The following is a 19,094-nucleotide window of genomic DNA, read 5'->3' as shown; positions in this document are numbered from 1 at the left end:
TGGCAAAATCGAAGGGGGATAAGAGACCATGTTTGAAAAATTGAGCAACCTCTTGGTGCCGATTGCCGGGAAGCTGAATAACAACCGGTATTTAGGCGTGCTGAGGGATGCGTTTATGCTGGCTTTTCCGCTCACCATTTTCGGATCGATCATTGTCGTTTTAACCAATTTGCCGTTTCTCAATAAAATGATGAGCAAATCGGCGCTTGAAACGTTCCAGTCGGCTTTAAGCATAGCGCCGAGTGCAACGATCAGCATTATGTCCGTTTTCGTCGTGTTCGGGATCGGGTATTATTTATCCAAAACTTATGAAGTCGAAGCGGTTTTTGGAGGAGTCGTCGCTTTGGCATCGTTCCTTCTGCTGACTCCGTTTGTATTAAACGGCGAAGGAGGGGAAGTGGTTCCGAACGTCATCCCGATTGACAGGCTCGGTGCGAAAGGGATGTTCCTCGGAATGATTACCGCCTTTACATCCGCGGAGATTTTCAGATTTTTTGTCCAGAAAAACTATACGATCAAAATGCCCGCCGGCGTTCCGCCTGCTGTAGCTAAATCTTTTGCCGCGCTGATTCCGGCGGTGATGACCTTGTCCGTCTACTTGGTCATCAATATCCTTGTGACCCAAGCGTTCAATACGAATATGCACGATTTAATTTACAATCTGGTACAGGCTCCGCTTGTCGGCCTTGGAAGCGGTATCATTCCGACCTTGATTGCTATATTTTTTACTCAGCTTCTCTGGTTTTTCGGACTCCACGGGCAAATTATTATCAACTCTGTTATGGATCCGATCTGGAATACGCTTTCGATCGAAAATTTGAATAGCTATACCGCAACAGGGGAAGTTCCGCATATTATCAATAAGCAGTTTATGGAAGTGTACACCGTCGGAATGGGCGGAACCGGGATGACACTGGCCGTGATTATTGCCATCCTGCTGTTTATGAAGAGCAAGCAGATGAAGCAGGTCGCAAAACTCGGAGCAGCGCCGGGGATTTTCAACGTAAATGAACCGATCATTTTCGGCCTGCCGATCGTCATGAACCCGCTCATTTTTATTCCGTGGGTGATCTCGCCGATGATCGTCACTTTAATTACGTATTTCGCAATGGCGTCCGGGCTTGTGCCGCCGCCGACTGGGGTCACGATTCCTTGGACTGTGCCGATTTTTATCAGCGGAATGATGGCGACCAATTCGCTTGCCGGCGGCATTCTACAGATTGTGAATTTAGCCGTTGTCTTTATGATCTGGTTCCCGTTTTTGAAATTCATCGACCGGATGAATATGAAAAAAGAGCAGGAAATCAATGCAGCGGAACAAGATCAGACAACGCTAGGACTTTAAAAGGAGATTGATGACATGTCAAAAACAGAACTGCAGCTAGAACAAATTCAATACCGTTTTCCAAAAGGTTTCTGGTGGGGATCGGCGGCATCCGCGACTCAGACTGAAGGAGCGGCGGCTGAAGGAGGCAAAGGAAAGAACATTTGGGATCACTGGTACGAAAAAGAGCCGAACCGATTTTTTGACGGAGTAGGCCCTGAGAAGACTTCGCGTTTTTACGAGACTTACAGAGAAGATATTCAGCTGATGAAGGAGCTCGGCCACAACTCTTTTCGTTTCTCCATTTCGTGGGCCCGTCTGTTTCCTGAAGGAAAAGGGCGGTTGAACGAGGAAGGAGCTGCCTTTTATAACCAAGTCATCGATGAGCTGCTGGCGGCTGGGATCGAGCCTTTTGTCAACCTTTATCATTTTGATATGCCGCTTGCGCTCCAGCATATCGGCGGATGGGAAAACAGGCAAGTCGTCGATCACTTTGTTTCATACGCGGAAACGTGCTTCCGGCTGTACGGGGATCGTGTGAAAAAATGGTTTACCCACAATGAACCGATCGTTCCTGCTGAAGGAGGCTATTTATACGATTTTCATTATCCGAACATCATCGACTTTCAAAAGGCCGTCCAGGTCGCATACCATGAAATTCTTTCAAACGCCAAAGCGGTCGAAGCCTACCGCAGACTCGGAGGCGACGGCAAAATCGGCATCATTTTAAATTTAACGCCATCCTATCCGCGAAGCCAGCACCCGGCAGATGTGAGAGCTTCTGAAATAGCTGACGCTTTCTTTAACCGGTCGTTTCTTGATCCTGCCGTTAAGGGTGAGTTTCCGCAGCTTTTAACAGATATTTTAAAAGAAAAAGGCTATTTGCCTTTCATGGAAGAAGGAGACTTGGAGCTGATCAAAAATCACACTGTCGATCTGCTCGGCATCAATTATTATCAGCCGAGACGGGTGAAAGCGAAGGAGCACATGCCTCATCCGGACGCGCCTTTTATGCCGGAGCGTTTTTTTGACCATTATGAAATGCCCGGACGAAAAATGAACCGCCACCGCGGCTGGGAAATATACGAAAAAGGAATCTATGATATTTTAATGAATGTCAAAGAAAACTATGGAAATATTGAATGCTTTATTTCTGAAAACGGAATGGGTGTTGAAGGAGAAGAGCGTTTCCGCGGCGGAGACGGCATAATCCGCGATGACTACCGAATTGCGTTTATTGAAGAACACTTAAAATGGGTGCACAGAGCGATTCAGGAAGGAGCGAATGTCAAAGGTTATCACCTTTGGACATTCATGGACAACTGGTCATGGACGAACGCCTATAAAAACCGCTACGGATTTGTATCTGTCAACCTTGACAAAAACGGCGAACGAACGATTAAAAAAAGCGGATACTGGTTTAAGAAACTTGCCGAGAACAACGGTTTTTAAAAAGGACTCGGGCTAAAAGATGGTCTGTTGGGCCATCTTTTTATTTCCGCTTCAAAACCGATATAATGATAAGGAAGGTGTTACAAGCATACAGAATCCTTAGTAATGGTGGTTAAAACATGAGAAAATACGAATATATTTCAAACGAAATGAGGAGGCGGATTCAGGAAGAATACTATCCGATTGATCAGCCCATACCTGATGAGCTTTCTCTCGCCAAAGAATTTTCCTGCAGCAGAATGACGATGAAAAGAGCCCTCGATATTCTCGTGTCAGAAGGCATGCTGTACCGCAAGCGCGGACACGGCACCTTCATAGTAAAATCATCGATTCAGCAGCTTCCCGTCAGTGTGACAGACCGCGAAAACCTCGGGCTGACCAAGCTTCTCGCCAATAAACAAATCGAAAGCCGCATCATTCAATTTGATGTCGAATTCCCTTCAGATGAAGTGGCTAAGCAATTGTCAATCGAAAAGACCGTTCCGGTGTATCATATCATCAGGCTCAGAAAGGTTGAAGGCGAACCGTATGTCATTGAAGAAACGTATATGCCTTCGAATGTCATCTCTGAATTAAATGAAGACGTTCTTCACGGCTCCGTTTACCGGCACATCACCGAGACGCTGAAACTGACAATCGCCGGCTCGCACCGGAAGATCAGGGCGGATAAGTCGAATGCGCTCGACCGAGAGTACTTGGAATGCGCCCCTGACGATCCGGTTCTTGAAGTTGAACAGGTCGCTTTTTTAAATACGGGAGAACCGTTTGAATATTCTTTTGCAAGGCATCGCTACGACAAGTTTGTGTTTTCCAGCGTCCATGTTCGGAAATGAAAAACCTGCATAACCGCGGGTTTTTTGTTTTGTCATGCAATCTTCCAGCACGCTTGTCCTCCGAGGGGATCGTGGGCTACCATCGCTTTAGCGGACGGGAATTTCCGAGGCCGTGCGCATATTCAGAACCAGCTGCTCATAAAATTAACTAAATAATTAGAAATAAAACAATATATTGACAACTAATACATTTTTCGTGGTACGATAGGATTGTTATTTGTCCAACAAGCAAAGGGGGAGAATGAATGAAAAAGTGGAAAAGCTTATCATGGATTGTATTGCTGCTGACGCTTGTCATGGGATTGGCAGCGTGCGGAAGCGGCAATGCATCAGGAAATAAGGACGGCGGATCTGCGTCAAAAGGATCAGAAAGCTACAGTCTGCTGACAGGGGGAACCGGCGGTACATATTATCCGCTCGGCGGTCAATTTGCAAACCTTTGGGAGGATGCAACAGGAGACAAATTTACGACGCAGACTACAGGTGCTTCTGCTGAAAACATGGCAACTCTGCAAAAAGGGGAAGCTGAGGTCGCTTTTTCTCAGACGGACATTGCCACTTATGCCATAGAAGGCAAAGAAATGTTTAAAGAAAAAATTGAAGGAATCAAGGCGATTGCCGCCCTGTATCCTGAAACTGTACAGATTGTAACAACGGAAAAAAGCGGAATCAATTCGATTGAAGATTTAAAAGGCAAAACGGTTTCCGTGGGTGCTGCGGGTGCAGGGGTCAACATTAATGCCAAGCAGATTTTGGAGGTTCACGGGATGTCTTTTGACGACATCAAACCGCAAAACCTGTCTTTTGAAGAGTCGACAGACGGCATTCAGTCAGGCGCGATCGATGCCGCCTTCATCACGGCTGGAACGCCTACCGGGGCTGTCGAAGGGCTTTCTGCGCAAAATAAAATAAAAATTTTAAATATTGAAAAAGATAAGCAGGAAAAGCTGATGGAAAAGTATCCGTTCTATGCTGAGGATACGATCAAAAAAGGCACCTACGGCATCGGGAGCGATATGAACACGGTCGCTGTCAAAGCGATGCTCGTCGCATCCGACAAGGTGGATGAGGACACCGTCTATAAAATGACGAAAGCGCTGTTTGAAGCCGATAAAATCAATCATGCCAAAGGCGAATTTATCAAGCCTGAAACCGCGCTTGAAGGATTGGGCGATATTGAAATTCATCCTGGAGCGGCTAAATATTTCAAAGAAAAAGGGATAGAAAAATCGTAAAGCCGCAGGCAGATAAGCGATGAACAAGCCCGGACAATCGATAGACCGTTGCAATGAAACATCGGTCTATCGTTTTTCTATTCGGCAGGGGATTTGGAAAAATGGGGAAATTTAAAATTGTAAAACGGCTTGTGCCGGCGCTGATCATTGCCGCTTTTGCAGCGGCATGCCTGATTCCTTATCAGACCGCTGTCGTGTTCGAGAAAGAGGACAGCGGCGAGATCATCGCTTTTCTTCCCCTCCAAAAGAAGAAAAGCTTTGATGTGATCTATACGCATTCCATCCATCGGACAGAAGTGATCGAATCGTATGTGTGGGAAAAAAGAATGATTCGGCAGACCGCTCTGACCTATCATGATCCGGCCGTCGGGATGCCGGCAAACGCGGAGCAAGGTGAAAGGCTCGTCATCAATAACGGTGTCTATACCATTTCGGATATGAAGAGGACCTTTCCGTTCATTGACATGCGGATCGGAAGGGTGAGGGCGAATCACAGGATCAAGTATTCAGGCGCTGAACATGAGTTAAAGCGGTACATCCGCCCCGGCACATGGACAAGGATGAGTGTCCGAAAACTAAATGTCTTGCAACAACTGAGGGGAGTGAAGATCAATGACTGAGCAGCTTTCGGAAAAAGATCAGCAGGAACTGCTGGAGAAATACGATCCTGAAGCGGGGACGAGAAAGCTCAAAGGGTTGACGGGGGTCATTGCATTTGTCGGCCTGCTCGCTTTTTCTTTGTTTCAATTATACACAGCCATTTTTGGCGTTTTTCCGGCTCAAATTCAAAGGTCGGTTCATTTAGGATTTGCGCTCGGTCTGATTTTTTTATTGTTTCCGGCGACAAAAGGTTTACGGAAGACCGGCAAATTCAAAGTCGCCTGGTATGACGCAATCTTAGCCGTATTAGGAGCGGGCGTCGGCGCTTATTGGGTTGCCAATTATGAAACGATTGTAGGCGGGATCGGATTGATCACGGAAACGGACTTTTATGTCGGACTGTTGGCCGTCCTGCTCGTATTGGAAGCGACAAGACGTGCTGTCGGGCTGCCGATTACGATCATCGCCGGCCTGTTTCTTTTGTACGGCCTTTACGGCTCGTATCTGCCGGGCTTTTTGTCTCACAACGGCCTGACGCTGGAAAGGCTCGTTCAGACGATGTATTTTACGACGGAAGGAATTTTGGGCACGCCGCTCGCTGTGTCTTCGACATTCATCTTCCTGTTCATCCTGTTCGGTTCATTTCTTGTCAGAACCGGTGTGGGGCAGTATTTTAATGACCTTGCTGTGGCGATCGCCGGACGAAGTACTGGCGGACCGGCAAAAGTCGCGATTTTTTCAAGCGCGCTTCAGGGAACGATCAGCGGAAGCTCTGTCGCCAATGTCGTCACTTCCGGATCGTTTACGATTCCGATGATGAAAAAACTGGGTTATAAAAAAGAATTTGCCGGTGCAGTCGAAGCTTCCGCATCTACCGGCGGACAGCTGATGCCTCCGATCATGGGAGCCGCCGCCTTTTTAATGGTTGAGTTCATCGGCGGAGGCATTACGTACTGGGATATCGCGAAAGCCGCGATGATTCCGGCTGTTTTGTACTTTACGGGCATCTGGATTATGACCCACTTTGAAGCGAAGCGCCTCGGCTTGCGCGGTTTAACGAAAGAAGAAATGCCGAACCGCAAGGAAGTATTCAAAAAGATTTATTTGCTGCTTCCGATCGTTTCGGTCGTCGTTTTGTTAATGTCGGGCATTACGGTCATGCATGCCGCTTTGTATTCGATCGTTCTGGCGATCCTGGTCGGTTTGTTCAACAGGGAGACGCGAATGGGCCTTAAAGGGATTGTGCTGGCTCTCGCGGAAGGAGCGAGAATGGCACTTTCCGTTGCGGCGGCAACGGCTGCCGCCGGCATCATCGTCGGAGTCGTCACAAAGACGGGCCTCGGTCTTAAACTTGCAAACGGCCTGCTCGATTTGGCAGGAGGCGCATTGCTGCCTTCGCTCTTTTTGACAATGATCGCCGCTCTTGTTCTCGGAATGGGATCGCCGACGACGGCAAACTATGTAATTACGTCAACGATTGCCGCACCAGCCTTGATTTTGCTGAATGTTCCTGATCTGTCGGCCCACTTGTTCGTGTTTTATTTCGGCATCGTAGCTGACATTACACCGCCCGTTGCTTTGGCTGCATTTGCCGCCGCCGGTGTTGCGGGAGGAGAGCCGATCAGAACGGGGATCAATTCAGCAAAGCTTGCGATTGCCGCTTTTATCATCCCGTATGTATTCGTCCTGTCTCCGGAGCTTCTCATGATTGACGCACATTGGTATGAAATTCTCTGGGTGATCTTTACCGCATTGTCCGGAATGATCGCCATCGGTGCGGGCATGATTGGATTCTGGATGAGAAAAGTGTTCTGGTTTGAAAGAATAATGGCGGCTGCCAGCGGTCTTCTGCTGATTTATCCGGAGGGCTATTCCGACATAATCGGTCTCGGCATATTCCTTCTGTTGTTCGTTCTTCAGCTGATGTGGAAGCGGGACAAAAGCCATCCAGAAGAAATGCAGGCCTTAAAAGCATAAATAAAAAAACAGCCTTCAATGTGAAGGCTGTTTTTTATTAAAGCGGCCACCAATGAAAGCCGTCTTTTGCGAGCAGGTCATCAGAAGCTTTCGGTCCCATAGAGCCCGCCTCATAGTTGGGGGAAAGGGTTTTGTTTTCCTCCCAGTTTTGAGAAATCGCATCAACAAAACTCCAGGAAAGCGCAACTTCATCCCAGTGGGCAAAGTTTGTCGCGTCTCCGTGCAAACAGTCCAAAATCAGCTTTTCATAAGCTTCAGGCGTGTTGATGCCGTCCCCGCAGTTATGGCAGTAGTCGAGCTTGATCGGCTGGGCAAAAGTGCCGCCTCCAAGCTTCCTTGCGTTTAAATGAAGGGTGATGCCTTCATCCGGTTGAATATGGATCACCAGCAGGTTAGGATGCATCGTGTTGCCGTTTCCGTAATAAAGATTCATCGGAATGTCTTTAAATTGGACGACAATCTGCGTTGATTTTTTCTGCATCCGTTTCCCTGTCCGGATGTAGAACGGCACACCGGCCCATCTGAAGTTGTCGATCAGCAGTTTGCCGGCAACGAACGTTTCCGTATTCGACTCTTTTGCTACATTTTGCTCATCGCGATAAGCCGGAACCTGTTTTTCGTCAACAACACCCGCGTCATACTGGCCGCGCACAAAAAACTGATCGACTTCGTCTTTTCGAATCGGACGAAGGGCTCTGAGCACCTTCACTTTTTCGCTGCGGATCTCTTCCGTGTTCAGCTTGATCGGCGGTTCCATCGCAAGCAGCGCCACCATTTGAAGAATGTGGTTTTGAACCATGTCTCGAAGCGCACCGGATTTTTCATAATATCTCGCTCTGTCTTCCACACCCAAATCTTCACTTGACGTGATTTGAATGTTCGAGATGTATCTGTTTGTCCAAAGCGGCTCAAAAATCGCGTTGGCAAAGCGGATGACTTCGATGTTCTGCACCATTTGCTTTCCTAGATAATGGTCAATCCGATAGATTTGATCTTCTGTAAAGGCTTCACGAATTTCCTGATTCAAGGATTTTGCGCTCGGCAGATCATGTCCGAAAGGCTTCTCGATCACGAGCCTTGACCAGCCTGTTGTTGAAGTGACACCCTCTGATTTTAGGAACTTTGCAATCGTTCCGAAAAATTCAGGAGCCATCGCTAAGTAAAACATCCGGTTATTCGGAATATCATATGTACTTTCCAGCTTCTCTAAAAGTTCGTTCAATTCCCGGTATGAGCCGGAATTTGTAACATCAAAAGGATGATAGTAGAAGTGAGATGTAAACTCGTCTACATCCTTTTCGTTTAACGGAAACTTCGAAACCGATTGCTGTACAGTACTGCGAAAGTCTTCATTTGTCCAAGGGCGTCTGCCGACTCCGACAACCGCGAATTCATTCCCGATTTGTCCGTTTTCGTAGAGCCTGTGGATAGAAGGATATAGTTTTCGTTTTGCCAAATCCCCTGTTGCGCCAAATATTACGATAACTGCTTTTGGTTCCATTTGATCTTTTTTCAATTAAACGTACCTCACTTTATTCGAAGCTAAGTTTATTTTCTTCATTTTAAAGCTAATAATCCCTTAAAGCAAACATTTGAGATCGAATCGTATGAAAAGTTTACTGAAAACGGGCAGGGTATTTAGTTGCATAGCATGGCGTGAAGCCGGCGTTTCTTTTTTCTCAGACTTCCTGTATGCTTGTGATAGATGAAGTTTTTAGCAGGAGGAAAGGATATTGGAGTTATTATTTTTAGGAACGGGAGCAGGCATCCCCGCAAAAACGAGGAATGTCACATCCGTTGCATTGAAGCTTTTAGAAGAAAGGCGGTCTGTTTGGCTGTTTGACTGCGGGGAGGCCACACAGCATCAAATTTTACATACATCGATCAAGCCCAGAAAAATTGAAAAGATTTTTATTACCCATCTTCACGGCGATCATGTATACGGGCTTCCGGGTCTTGTCAGCAGCCGCTCTTTCCAGGGAGGAGAAGGTCCGCTGACCGTGTACGGACCGCAAGGAATCAAAACGTTTCTTGAAACGGCGCTTGACGTATCGGGGACGCATGTCACATATCCGCTTGTGATTAAGGAGATTGAAGAAGGGACAGTCTTTGAAGATGACCAGTTTATCGTGACGGCGAGAAGCGTATCTCACGGCATCCCCGCTTTTGGATACCGCGTGCAGGAAAAAGATGTTCCAGGCGCACTTGACGCCGAAGCGCTGAAAGAGACCGGAGTCTCGCCTGGCCCTGTTTATCAAAAGCTGAAAAACGGGGAGACGGTCACATTGGAAGATGGCCGGAAGATTCGCGGTGCAGACTTTATCGGACCGCCGAAAAAAGGGCGGATTGTCGCTTTTTCCGGAGATACGAGGCCATGCGAGAATGTGAAGAAGCTTGCCGAAAAAGCCGATGTCCTCATCCATGAAGCAACATTTGCGAAAGGCGACAGGGAGCTTGCCGGAGACTATTATCACAGCACTTCAGAACAAGCGGCGGAAACAGCGCGGGAGGCCTGCGCAAAAGAACTGATTTTAACCCATATCAGTGCAAGATACCAGGGGGAAAACGTGCTTGAACTGGTCAATGAAGCGAAAGCGATCTTTCCTGATACCGTGGCAGCTTTTGACTTTTATGAGCATGAGATCAAAAGAACTTAAGTGGCATTCGAAGCTTCTTTGTTCCGGCAATGCGGGACGGGAAGCTTTTTTGTTGACACGGTTTTAAAATGGTGTATAATAAAGCGTAATCATTACGTTTTGATAAGGAGGACAACATGAGAGTCAAAATTACATTGGCGTGTACTGAAACAGGGGACCGCAATTATATTACGACAAAAAACAAACGTACAAATCCGGATCGCCTGGAATTGAAAAAATATTCTCCGCGTCTGAAAAGGCACACGATACACCGAGAAACAAAATAACAAAAAACCAGCAGAATGTCTGCTGGTTTTTTTGTTTAATTGGCGGCTTGATAAGCGTATGTTTGCTGCTGTGCGGCATACCACACATCATAGATCGCAAGCTGGACGATGTGGGGCTCATCATGATGGATCAAATGCGAGCTGTTTTTCGCTTGAATCCAGCCGCTTTGATGCGAAAGAGACAGCAGTCTGCTGTGAAGCTTCAGCCACTCGTGATGAGCCTGTTTCGCCGCCTCCGTTCTTTTTCCCGCCGAAAGGACGAGCAAAGGAACCGAACCGAGGTGTTTCTTTTCCTGCTTCAGAATGTCCAGGCTTTGTTGAAAGTCCTCATAGGACCCTTCGATCGAAAACTGTTTGCTGTAGTCTTCTTTTAATGTTTCCGGAAGAAGAGGCAGCACTGTTTCCTCCTGATCTTCACAAGCGGGATCAAGCAGCACCATGCCGATGACTTCATCGCTGTACCGGCTTGCAAACAACCTTGCAATGACGGCGCCGAACGAATGGGCAACAAACAGGTATGGTGGTTTGACGCCTGCTGCTGCAAGCAGCGCTTTTAGTTCCTTCACCATCTGATCCGCTGTTCTTTTGCTGCTGCTCGGCCCGCTGTTGCCAAGGCCTGCACGGTCGTATGCAAACAAGCCGAGATCTTCGTCTATATCGGGTAAAATGGGCTGCCAAGTCTTTGAAGAAGAACCGTAGCCCGCTTCAAAAATAATGGTTGCGTTCTTTTTTCCTTTTCTCTGCTTTGTGTAAAACATGCATCCTTCAACTGTATATATTCTTTCCGTTATGGTCATAGAGGTCATCCTCTCTCTGTATATGGTGTTCTATTAGGAAAGACGCACGAACAAGGATGTTCGTTTCTCACGAGTTTGAAAAAAAGAAATATCCCGCCTTGAGGCGGGATATCAACAACTTACCAGGCTCTGTCGTACTGAACAGGTCCTTCAATTTTTGTGTTCAGCTGTTTGGCAGCGGTTTTCGGCCAGTATGGATCTCTCAGCAGCTCTCGCGCAACGAAAATGAGATCTGCGCGTCCATTTTGGAGGATTTCCTCAGCTTGAAGGCCGCTTGTGATCAACCCGACTGCACCTGTCTGGATTTCGGCTTGGGCGCGAATTGTATCGGCGAAGCCGACTTGATAGCCCGGGAAGACGTTGATGTCGGCAGGCACGACTGCACCGGAGCTGACATCGATCAAATCAACGCCCTGTTCTTTCATCCATTTGGCGAAACCGACATAATCGGCGACATCAAGGCCTTTTGTTTTGTAGTCTGAAGCTGAAACGCGTACGAACAATGGTCCGTCCCAGACTTCTTTTACAGCGTCGATGACTTCGCGAAGCAGCCTGTAGCGGTTTTCCGGTGATCCGCCATATTCATCCTCGCGTTTGTTGGAAAGCGGTGATAAAAATTCGTTGATCAAATATCCGTGGGCCCCATGAATCTCAATGATGTCAAAGCCGGCGGCTTTCGCGCGTTCAGCTCCTTTTTTAAAAGCCTGAACGGTTTCTTTTATGTCTTCTTTTGTCATTTCAACAGGTGTTCGCGAATTTTCGTCGAAAGGAAGAGCTGAAGGCCCGTAGATTGTACCTTCGACCTCGGCTTTTCTTCCGGCGTGTGCCAGCTGAATCGCCGTTTTGCTGCCGTACGGCTTGATTTGTGACGTTAATGCGGCAAGTCCGTCAATATGCGCGTCATCCCATATACCAAGATCCTGATCGGAGATTCTGCCCTCTGGGGTGACGGCGGTAGCTTCTACCATGATCAGTCCGACTTGTCCGACGGCGCGGGAGATGTAGTGGGTCATGTGGAACGGCTGCACTTTTCCATCCTTTTCATGGGAGGAATACATGCACATCGGCGACATGACAATCCGGTTTTTTAGTGTAACTCCTTTTAAACTCCATGGTGTGAACAGTTTTCGATTACTCAAATTTTTTCGCCTCCCGTAAGTTTTCGCCTCGATTATACCAATTCTGCCCATTCACGTCATATAAACTGCTCAAGTCATTTCCATATGTAAGAATGTTCAGTACAATAAAGTTGTTCACATTCTATTTTTTACTAAATACGATATTTGCATACACCTGCGGAAAACAGCGAAAGAGGGGGTTTGCTTTGTGAAGTGGCAGACAGTGGAAGAACTGAAACAGCTGCTCATTACTCTAGTTCAATACGAAAGCATCTCAGACACGGCCGGAGAAGTGGCGCTTGCGAAGTATATGCATGATTTATTAAAAGACCGTTCGTACTTTCAAAAGAATCCTGAATATTTAAAGCTTCACCCGATGGAAGACGGGCGTTATTTTCTAACCGCCCTCGTCAAAAAGGAAGAGAAATCAAATACGGTGCTCCTCTTGAGCCATTTTGACGTGGTCGATACGGCAGACTACGGCGAATTCAAACATACGGCATGCAAAGTCCCAGAACTCATGGATGTATTAAATGATAAAAAAGAACTTTTGCCTGAACGGGTCAGAAGAGACTTGGAAAGCGGCGAGTGGCTGTTTGGAAGGGGAAGCATGGACATGAAAGCGGGTCTTGCTGTTCAATTTTCGATGTTGGAACGGGCGATGAACGGAGAATTTGACGGAAACCTTCTATTAATTACGGTTCCGGACGAAGAAGTCAACTCACAGGGGATGCTTGAAGCCGTACCCGCACTGAAAGCTTTAGAAGAGGAATTTGGCCTTCATTATACATCATGCTTAAATTGTGAGCCGATGTTTGAAAAACATCCGGGAGATCAGAAGCAATACGTCTATTCAGGCAGCATCGGCAAAGCGCTTGCCGGATTTTTCTGCAAAGGGATTGAGACGCATGTCGGCGAGCCGTTTGCAGGGGTGAATGCGAATTTAATGGTGTCCGAAATCAACAGGCTGCTCGAATTAAACGTTGACTATTGCGAAGAAGCGGATGGAGAAGTGACGCCTCCCCCGGCCAATCTGATGCAAAAAGATTTGAAGGAAGCGTACTCGGTTCAGACTCCTCACGCAGCGGTGTCGCTCTTTAATGTGCTGATGATGGAGCGTTCCGCCGCCGAGCTCCATCACATGCTGCTTGACACAGCCAAGGAAGCGGCCGCCAATATTCAAACAAATATTGAGCGTGAAACGGCCGAATATCAGCGATTTGAAGCATTCACGCCAATGAATCCGACCGTTTCCGTGCTGACGTTTGAGGAGCTGTGGAACAAAGCAAAGGAAAAGGCCGGGAAGTCCGAGGCGGAGCGCATACTCAACTTTGCATTTGCCAACAGGGGGAAGCTTGGAGACCGCGATTTTTCAACGAAAATCGTGTCTGAATTGGCTTCGCTCTGCAAAGAAGATGCTCCGATGATCGTTCTGTTTTACAGTCCGCCGTTTTATCCGGCTGTTTCTTCAAAGGACGATCCTTTGATCCGAAAGGTGATGAAAGATGTGAAACAGTATGCGGCCGACAGGTACGGTATTGAATTTACAGAAGTCCAATATTTTCCCGGCCTGTCCGATTTAAGCTACCTTCAGCTGCAAAAGCAGTCTGTCGATGCGTTCACATCCAATATGCCGCTGTTTCAACACGGCTATTCATTGCCTAAAGGACGAGAAAACGCACTGTTTGTGCCGGTCATCAATATCGGGCCGGCCGGCAAAGACCCTCATAAATGGACGGAACGCCTCCATGTGCCGTTTTCATTCGGAAAGCTGCCCGATATCCTTCGGCTGGCGATACACAAGCTTCTCTAAGTATACGGACGGGGCCGCTTGGGGAAAAATCGGGAACAAGCGAAACGCTGTCTCCCGATTTTTTTAAATTTTGGCCGCAAACATATCCCTGATTTCCGCAGAACGATTCGCCGCTTCTTTGACGCAGGATATGACGATCTGTTCAAATTGTTGGTCGTCAAGCACCCGAAGGCCTGCTTCTGTTGTCCCTCCGGCGCTTGTAATCTCTTTTCTCATGACAGAAGGGTTCCTGCCGGTTTCAAGCATTTGAGCCGCACCTGACATCATATCGATAATCAGCTGTTTCGCCGTTTCTTCAGGAAGTCCCAATTCCGCAGCTGACGCCAGCAGGGCTTCGACAAATCGATAAACAAAAGCGGGGCCGCTTCCGGCTACTGCTGTCACCGCATCAAGGGCAGATTCCTCAACGATTGCAACGCTTCCGATTGTCGCAAAGAGGTCAGCTGCTTCCCGCATCTGCTCTTTCGTCACGAGCGGGCTTGCCGCAAAGGCTGTGGCTGATTTTTGAATGGAGGCCGATGTATTCGGCATGGCCCTTACAACTGGCAGATCAAGCCCGGCGTAGTGCTGGATCGTGCGAATCGGAATGCCTGCAAGGACTGAAATCAGCAGCTGATCTTTTCGCAAATAGGGGCGGAGTGCGGCCATTCCGGCCGCCGCGTCCTTCGGCTTCATCGCCAAAACGAGTGTATCCGAACGGGCGGCGACTTTTGCCGTATCGGCTTCTCCGCACACCCCGTATGTCTCGCTTAACTCACGAAGTCTGGCCGTATTCGACTGATTCGTAACGAATATCGCTTCCGGCTCCATCGCACCGCTTTTGACAAGCCCCTTAATCATCGCTTCAGCCATCGAACCGGCTCCGATAAATCCCATTCGTTTCATTATGAATTCCTCCTTCTAAAAAACAAAAAAACCTTTCCGTCTTCACAAAGGACGAAAAGGTTTCGCGGTACCACCTTCATTAGCATATACATGCTCAGCTCTTGCCCCGTAACGCGGGATACGTTTAGGTTTGCCTAAGCGCTCTGAGGGCAGGTTCAACATGCAAGCGGGCTGTGAAATCTTTCAGCCGTGGATTTCACTCTCTTTCACCATTGCTTGTTTACTATTCCTCTTCATTGCGTCTTCAATCATTTACCTGCATATATTTGTTGTTCATTATGCTATGAGGAATGATGAAATGTCAACAGGCATTTGAAGCAAAAATGACATGCGCGGGAGAAAAAGGTAAAATATGATCAACATCAATTCGCAGGATGAGGAGAATCAAACGATGAAAGACGCAAGAATCATTCCTATTTCACTGCCGACTCCGTTTGCAGTCGGAGACGTCAACATTTATTTGGTCAGAGGCGAGGCGCTGACTCTGGTCGATGCCGGGCCCAACACAAAGGAGGCGGCCGCCGTTTTGAAGAAAGAGCTGGCCGGCCAGGGACTGTCATTAAACGATATTGACCAGGTCGTTCTGACCCATCATCACGCTGATCACGCCGGACTGCTGGACGAATTCCCCGCAGGGGTCAACATCATCGGCCATCCGTTCAATGAACCGTATATCAGCCAAAATCCCGATTTTATTGAAAAACAAAAGGCCTTTTTTACATACCTGTATCAGCGATTCGGCGTTCCCGGCGATATGAAGCCGCCGGGGCTTACGGTAAAAGCGTCGTACCGGTTTTCCTGTAATCGGACTTTGACAGAGACCGTTTCAGAAGGCGCGCAAATTGACGGGCTTGAAGGGTGGAGGGTTCTTGAGACGCCCGGACACGCCGCTTCACATATTGTCCTTTATCATGAGGAGCTTGGAAGCATGCTCGGAGGAGACTTGCTGTTAAAGCCGTCTTCTTCAAATCCGCTTCTTGAAGTGCCGCAAAAAGGAGAAAGGCGCCCGACTCCGCTGCTGGACTATTTGAAATCGCTCGGCAGGCTGCGGGAGCTTCCGCTCAACATTATTTATCCCGGCCACGGGGAGGACATCACAAAAGTGAATGAGCTTGTCGCCAAAAGGCTGGAAAAGCAGCGAAACAGAGCCGAAGAGGTGTACCGCATCCTTACTGAAAAACCGCATTCACCTTATCAGATATGTCAAAAACTGTTCCCTGCAGTCTATGAAAAAGAGCTGTTCTTAACGATGTCAGAAACGATTGGGCAGCTTGACGATTTGGAATCCCAAGGGAGGATCGGAGCAGAAACGGCCGATGGAATCGAGTACTATTACGCAAAGTAGGTGACGAACATGCAGCAAAAGTTGAAAGAGCAAAACGTGATGATTACAGGGGCTTCAGGAGGACTTGGGGAACGGATCGCATACCATGCCGCCAAGGAAGGAGCCGAGGTCATTCTGGCTGCGCGCAGAAAAGACCGCCTCATGGCTTTGAAGCAAAACATCGCCGATGAAACCGGTGCAAAATGCCGCATAATCGCATTGGACGTCAGCCGGACGGATGACATAAAAGCGGCGTTCCAAGAGGCCGGTCCGGTTGATATTCTTGTGAACAACGCGGGATTCGGTATTTTCGAAAACGCGCTTGACGCTTCTCTTGAAGATATGAAAGCGATGTTTGAGGTCAACGTATTCGGTCTGATCGCCTGCACGAAAATGGCACTCCCGCATATGATCAGGCAAGACAAAGGCCATATTATCAACATCGCCTCGCAAGCGGGCAAATTAGCGACGCCCAAGTCAAGCCTTTATGCGGCAACAAAGCATGCTGTGCTCGGGTATTCAAACAGCTTGAGAATGGAGCTTGCCGAAACGAGGGTCAACGTGACAACGGTCAATCCTGGACCGATTCAAACCGACTTTTTTAAGACGGCCGATAAAAGAGGGGATTATGTCAAAAGCGTCGAGAGATGGATGCTTGATCCGGATCAGGTTGCTAAGAAAGTCGTCTCGGCAATGATGACGAACAAGCGAGAAATTAATCTTCCAGGCTGGATGAACGGCGTCAGCAAACTCTATCAGCTCTTCCCAGCCCTGGTTGAACGAGCAGGCCGGAGCGCTTTCTATAAAAAATGATCGTCTCTGAAAGGAACGGAATCGTCCGTTTCTTTTTTATTTGCATTTTTTTAGATGATCTCCTGTCAGAGAGGCTCAAAATATCATATAAAGACAGGGAGACTTTGTCCCTCTTCAAACCGCTGCACCGAACCTGTGCTTCCTTCTATAGGCTTTGCTTGATCTGAAGGCACCTGTCCCGTCTGAGGCAATCGATATAAAAATACTGTATGCCGAAAGATTCCGTGCTTCCGGGAACACGTGCCGGCCGCTGATGAAAAATAAGGTAAAGGTCGCTTTCGTTATGCTGTTCTTCTTATATAAAATGGCAACTGGGTGACGAAAAGGAGTAATATTTTACCATTTATTGAAATTCTCTCATCCCGGCCGAAACATGATATCACGTGATACTCGCAACAAAATACACGATAAAAGGAGTTTCTTAACGGTGCAGGAAGAATGGAACCCATTGATGAAAAATCGTTGCATCATCTGGTTAGTCACGGGGATTTGCTTAACGGTCATCTTTCAATTTCCGCTGCAGAGCGTCGCTTCATCTGCAGACAAATACGCCAATTTTGACGAGCTTGCCGAACATGAAACAGAAGGAGAAGATTATCAAATCGAATATACAGACATGGGCACCGAACTGCTGATTCTTTCGCCGCACGGCGGAGGAATCGAAGGAGGTGTCAGTGAACTTGTCCGCGCCTTCAGCGCCGATTATTCCACTTACTTATTCGAAGGAATCAAACCCTCGCAAAACTGGGATCTTCACATCACAAGCAATCATTTTGATGAACCGCAGGCCGTCAAAGCGGTCAAAGAGCACAACTATACGCTGGCTTTTCATGGATATCATGACATCGTTGAACATACGCTTGTGGGAGGAACGGATACCGGAGGGGCGAAAGCGATTGTCAGAGCGCTGCACAACCAAGGTTTTTCAGCGGAGCTGGTCAGCCCAAGCCACCGGCTTGCAGGGGGAAATCCCGAAAATATCAATAATCAATGCAAAACAGGTCAAAGCATTCAATTGGAAATCAGCACGCCTCAACGAGAGGCTTTTTTTTCGGAGTTCGGCCTGTGGACGCGGGCAAGTTCTAAAAATGAGACGTTCCAAACGTATGTCTCAGCTGTTAAAGAAGTTTTGGAAACGCGGTATAAATAAGATTGTATATTTGGGTCACATTAAAACTAAAGACATTTAAGAGGGTGAGTATGTTGATCTATATATACAACTGTTACGGCGGCACTCATTCTTCTGCACTTGCCGCCGCTTATCATCTGAAAAAGCTCCCATTCAGCAGAAAACCGTCGAAAAACGAAATTTTAAGTACCGACTGTTTTAATCAATTAAGTCCGAAGGAAATGGGGAAATTAATCTTTCACGGTCTTGATGAAGAAGGCCACCAGGTGTACACGATCGGCAGAGGATCATCAAAAGCGGTCATTCCAGCCATGCTGGGCGTTTTTGAGCTGTTTGAAAAAAACGGAAAACTGCAGGAAAAAGTCGTTTTTTCAAACACGTCTCCGACTGTGCCCATTGCGATGACATTCGGCGGTTTATTTTCAAGAAGGCTGAAAATCGATCCGATCGGGGTTCCTTTGCTGGTGCTTGGAGCGCAGCAGGCATACAAAGACATCATCAAACTGGTGCAGCAAACAAAAGACCGTTCAAAAACGACTTCTTCGGTGATCGAAGTGCTGGATAACAATTTCATAAAAAAATGAACATCTAAACAGCTTCCAGTATGATGAGTCTTTCGGCTTCCATATTGGAAGCGTTTTTTTATTTTTTAAATATAGTAATTGTTTTTTTAAAAGGACATTTTCTAAAAAATTGAATATAAGATAGAGGATATTGTTGAAATAGGACGAATCTATAACCTTAGAATTACTTTTCATAAATTTACTTCTTTGTAAATTTGAAGGGTAGAGATCAAGGATTTCCCTTCCACTTTGCTAGAGAATACTATCTGAAAGAAGAAACGGGGGGTTAAAAAGACGGCTGCAATCGT

At 47.3% G+C, this 19,094-nt stretch carries 17 protein-coding genes and 1 other annotated feature; of the genes, 13 read left to right on the top strand and 4 right to left on the bottom strand.

All coding sequences use genetic code 11. The annotated features are described in order from the left end of the window. Positions 1-28: 28 nt before the first annotated feature. The 6 genes from celB (at position 29) to MHB72_RS13555 (ending at position 7,421) form a co-directional block, all read left to right on the top strand. On the top strand, positions 29-1,345 hold the full coding sequence (gene celB / locus MHB72_RS13580) for a PTS cellobiose transporter subunit IIC (protein WP_216920108.1): 1,317 nt from the start codon (positions 29-31) through the stop codon (positions 1,343-1,345). A 15-nt stretch (positions 1,346-1,360) separates the two neighbouring features. Continuing rightward, positions 1,361-2,776: a glycoside hydrolase family 1 protein gene (locus MHB72_RS13575; protein ID WP_216920110.1), complete on the top strand. Its 1,416-nt coding sequence runs from the start codon at positions 1,361-1,363 to the stop codon at positions 2,774-2,776. A gap of 119 nt (positions 2,777-2,895) precedes the next feature. Next, positions 2,896-3,609: a GntR family transcriptional regulator gene (locus tag MHB72_RS13570; RefSeq protein ID WP_020452095.1), complete on the top strand. Its 714-nt coding sequence runs from the start codon at positions 2,896-2,898 to the stop codon at positions 3,607-3,609. A gap of 245 nt (positions 3,610-3,854) precedes the next feature. Continuing rightward, positions 3,855-4,844: a TAXI family TRAP transporter solute-binding subunit gene (locus tag MHB72_RS13565; protein WP_216920112.1), complete on the top strand. Its 990-nt coding sequence runs from the start codon at positions 3,855-3,857 to the stop codon at positions 4,842-4,844. A gap of 101 nt (positions 4,845-4,945) precedes the next feature. After that, positions 4,946-5,464: a DUF1850 domain-containing protein gene (locus MHB72_RS13560; RefSeq protein WP_026579332.1), complete on the top strand. Its 519-nt coding sequence runs from the start codon at positions 4,946-4,948 to the stop codon at positions 5,462-5,464. Next, entirely contained in the window at positions 5,457-7,421 is a 1,965-nt protein-coding gene (locus tag MHB72_RS13555) for a TRAP transporter permease (RefSeq protein ID WP_023855141.1), read from the top strand. Before MHB72_RS13560 ends, MHB72_RS13555 begins: the two co-directional genes overlap by 8 nt. Before the next feature lie 37 nt (positions 7,422-7,458). Here MHB72_RS13555 and zwf read toward each other — a convergent pair whose 3' ends face one another. Beyond that, positions 7,459-8,922, bottom strand: a complete 1,464-nt coding sequence (gene zwf, locus MHB72_RS13550; RefSeq protein WP_031304722.1) for a glucose-6-phosphate dehydrogenase — start codon at positions 8,920-8,922, stop codon at positions 7,459-7,461. A 232-nt stretch (positions 8,923-9,154) separates the two neighbouring features. On the opposite strand from zwf, the gene rnz reads away from it, so the two are divergent. Both rnz and rpmG read left to right on the top strand, forming a co-directional pair. Beyond that, a complete protein-coding gene (gene rnz, locus MHB72_RS13545) occupies positions 9,155-10,078 on the top strand; it encodes a ribonuclease Z (RefSeq protein ID WP_020452090.1) in 924 nt (307 codons plus the stop codon). Positions 10,079-10,194: 116 nt separating this feature from the next. Further along, the gene (gene rpmG / locus MHB72_RS13540; RefSeq protein WP_003183271.1) at positions 10,195-10,344 is read left to right on the top strand and encodes a 50S ribosomal protein L33; all 150 of its coding nucleotides are present in this window, start codon (positions 10,195-10,197) and stop codon (positions 10,342-10,344) included. A gap of 35 nt (positions 10,345-10,379) precedes the next feature. Here rpmG and MHB72_RS13535 read toward each other — a convergent pair whose 3' ends face one another. Beyond that, positions 10,380-11,141 (bottom strand): alpha/beta fold hydrolase, encoded by a 762-nt coding sequence (locus MHB72_RS13535; RefSeq protein WP_216920114.1) that lies wholly within the window; start codon positions 11,139-11,141, stop codon positions 10,380-10,382. A 119-nt stretch (positions 11,142-11,260) separates the two neighbouring features. Beyond that, the gene (gene namA / locus MHB72_RS13530) at positions 11,261-12,331 is read right to left on the bottom strand and encodes an NADPH dehydrogenase NamA (RefSeq protein ID WP_095323518.1); all 1,071 of its coding nucleotides are present in this window, start codon (positions 12,329-12,331) and stop codon (positions 11,261-11,263) included. 136 nt (positions 12,332-12,467) lie between these two features. Between namA and MHB72_RS13525 the strand changes: the two genes are divergently transcribed. Then, positions 12,468-14,072, top strand: coding sequence for a M20/M25/M40 family metallo-hydrolase (locus MHB72_RS13525; RefSeq protein ID WP_216920116.1), 1,605 nt, complete (start codon positions 12,468-12,470; stop codon positions 14,070-14,072). Between the two features lie 63 nt (positions 14,073-14,135). Here MHB72_RS13525 and proC read toward each other — a convergent pair whose 3' ends face one another. Further along, entirely contained in the window at positions 14,136-14,957 is an 822-nt protein-coding gene (proC, locus tag MHB72_RS13520; RefSeq protein ID WP_023855136.1) for a pyrroline-5-carboxylate reductase, read from the bottom strand. Positions 14,958-15,001: 44 nt separating this feature from the next. Then, positions 15,002-15,203: a binding site (T-box leader), on the bottom strand. A 145-nt stretch (positions 15,204-15,348) separates the two neighbouring features. Here proC and MHB72_RS13515 point away from each other — a divergent pair. The 4 genes from MHB72_RS13515 to MHB72_RS13500 all read left to right on the top strand — a co-directional run bounded on the left by MHB72_RS13515 (position 15,349) and on the right by MHB72_RS13500 (position 18,807). After that, positions 15,349-16,302, top strand: coding sequence for an MBL fold metallo-hydrolase (locus tag MHB72_RS13515; RefSeq protein WP_023855135.1), 954 nt, complete (start codon positions 15,349-15,351; stop codon positions 16,300-16,302). A 9-nt stretch (positions 16,303-16,311) separates the two neighbouring features. Continuing rightward, positions 16,312-17,094 (top strand): SDR family NAD(P)-dependent oxidoreductase, encoded by a 783-nt coding sequence (locus MHB72_RS13510; RefSeq protein ID WP_025811193.1) that lies wholly within the window; start codon positions 16,312-16,314, stop codon positions 17,092-17,094. Between the two features lie 427 nt (positions 17,095-17,521). Then, entirely contained in the window at positions 17,522-18,244 is a 723-nt protein-coding gene (locus MHB72_RS13505) for a poly-gamma-glutamate hydrolase family protein (protein ID WP_195536635.1), read from the top strand. 53 nt (positions 18,245-18,297) lie between these two features. Then, entirely contained in the window at positions 18,298-18,807 is a 510-nt protein-coding gene (locus MHB72_RS13500; protein WP_023855132.1) for a DUF3189 family protein, read from the top strand. The last annotated feature ends 287 nt before the right edge of the window (positions 18,808-19,094 follow it).

Source organism: Bacillus sp. FSL K6-1284 (genome assembly GCF_038002625.1).
In the GTDB taxonomy this organism is placed as follows: Bacteria; Bacillota; Bacilli; order Bacillales; family Bacillaceae; genus Bacillus; species Bacillus paralicheniformis.
Note: the sequence above shows the minus strand (reverse complement) of the source record. Positions and strands in the feature narration are given on the sequence as shown.

What these genes read in the sequence shown, in the direction of transcription:
- MHB72_RS13565 (WP_216920112.1), top strand. Translation starts at nt 3,855, where the DNA reads ATGAAAAAGTGGAAAAGCTTATCATGGATTGTATTGCTGCTGACGCTT.
- MHB72_RS13535 (WP_216920114.1), bottom strand. Translation starts at nt 11,141, where the DNA reads ATGACCATAACGGAAAGAATATATACAGTTGAAGGATGCATGTTTTAC.
- MHB72_RS13560 (WP_026579332.1), top strand. Translation starts at nt 4,946, where the DNA reads ATGGGGAAATTTAAAATTGTAAAACGGCTTGTGCCGGCGCTGATCATT.
- MHB72_RS13510 (WP_025811193.1), top strand. Translation starts at nt 16,312, where the DNA reads ATGCAGCAAAAGTTGAAAGAGCAAAACGTGATGATTACAGGGGCTTCA.
- zwf (WP_031304722.1), bottom strand. Translation starts at nt 8,922, where the DNA reads ATGGAACCAAAAGCAGTTATCGTAATATTTGGCGCAACAGGGGATTTG.
- rpmG (WP_003183271.1), top strand. Translation starts at nt 10,195, where the DNA reads ATGAGAGTCAAAATTACATTGGCGTGTACTGAAACAGGGGACCGCAAT.
- MHB72_RS13570 (WP_020452095.1), top strand. Translation starts at nt 2,896, where the DNA reads ATGAGAAAATACGAATATATTTCAAACGAAATGAGGAGGCGGATTCAG.
- MHB72_RS13575 (WP_216920110.1), top strand. Translation starts at nt 1,361, where the DNA reads ATGTCAAAAACAGAACTGCAGCTAGAACAAATTCAATACCGTTTTCCA.
- celB (WP_216920108.1), top strand. Translation starts at nt 29, where the DNA reads ATGTTTGAAAAATTGAGCAACCTCTTGGTGCCGATTGCCGGGAAGCTG.
- namA (WP_095323518.1), bottom strand. Translation starts at nt 12,331, where the DNA reads ATGGGCAGAATTGGTATAATCGAGGCGAAAACTTACGGGAGGCGAAAA.
- MHB72_RS13555 (WP_023855141.1), top strand. Translation starts at nt 5,457, where the DNA reads ATGACTGAGCAGCTTTCGGAAAAAGATCAGCAGGAACTGCTGGAGAAA.
- proC (WP_023855136.1), bottom strand. Translation starts at nt 14,957, where the DNA reads ATGAAACGAATGGGATTTATCGGAGCCGGTTCGATGGCTGAAGCGATG.
- MHB72_RS13515 (WP_023855135.1), top strand. Translation starts at nt 15,349, where the DNA reads ATGAAAGACGCAAGAATCATTCCTATTTCACTGCCGACTCCGTTTGCA.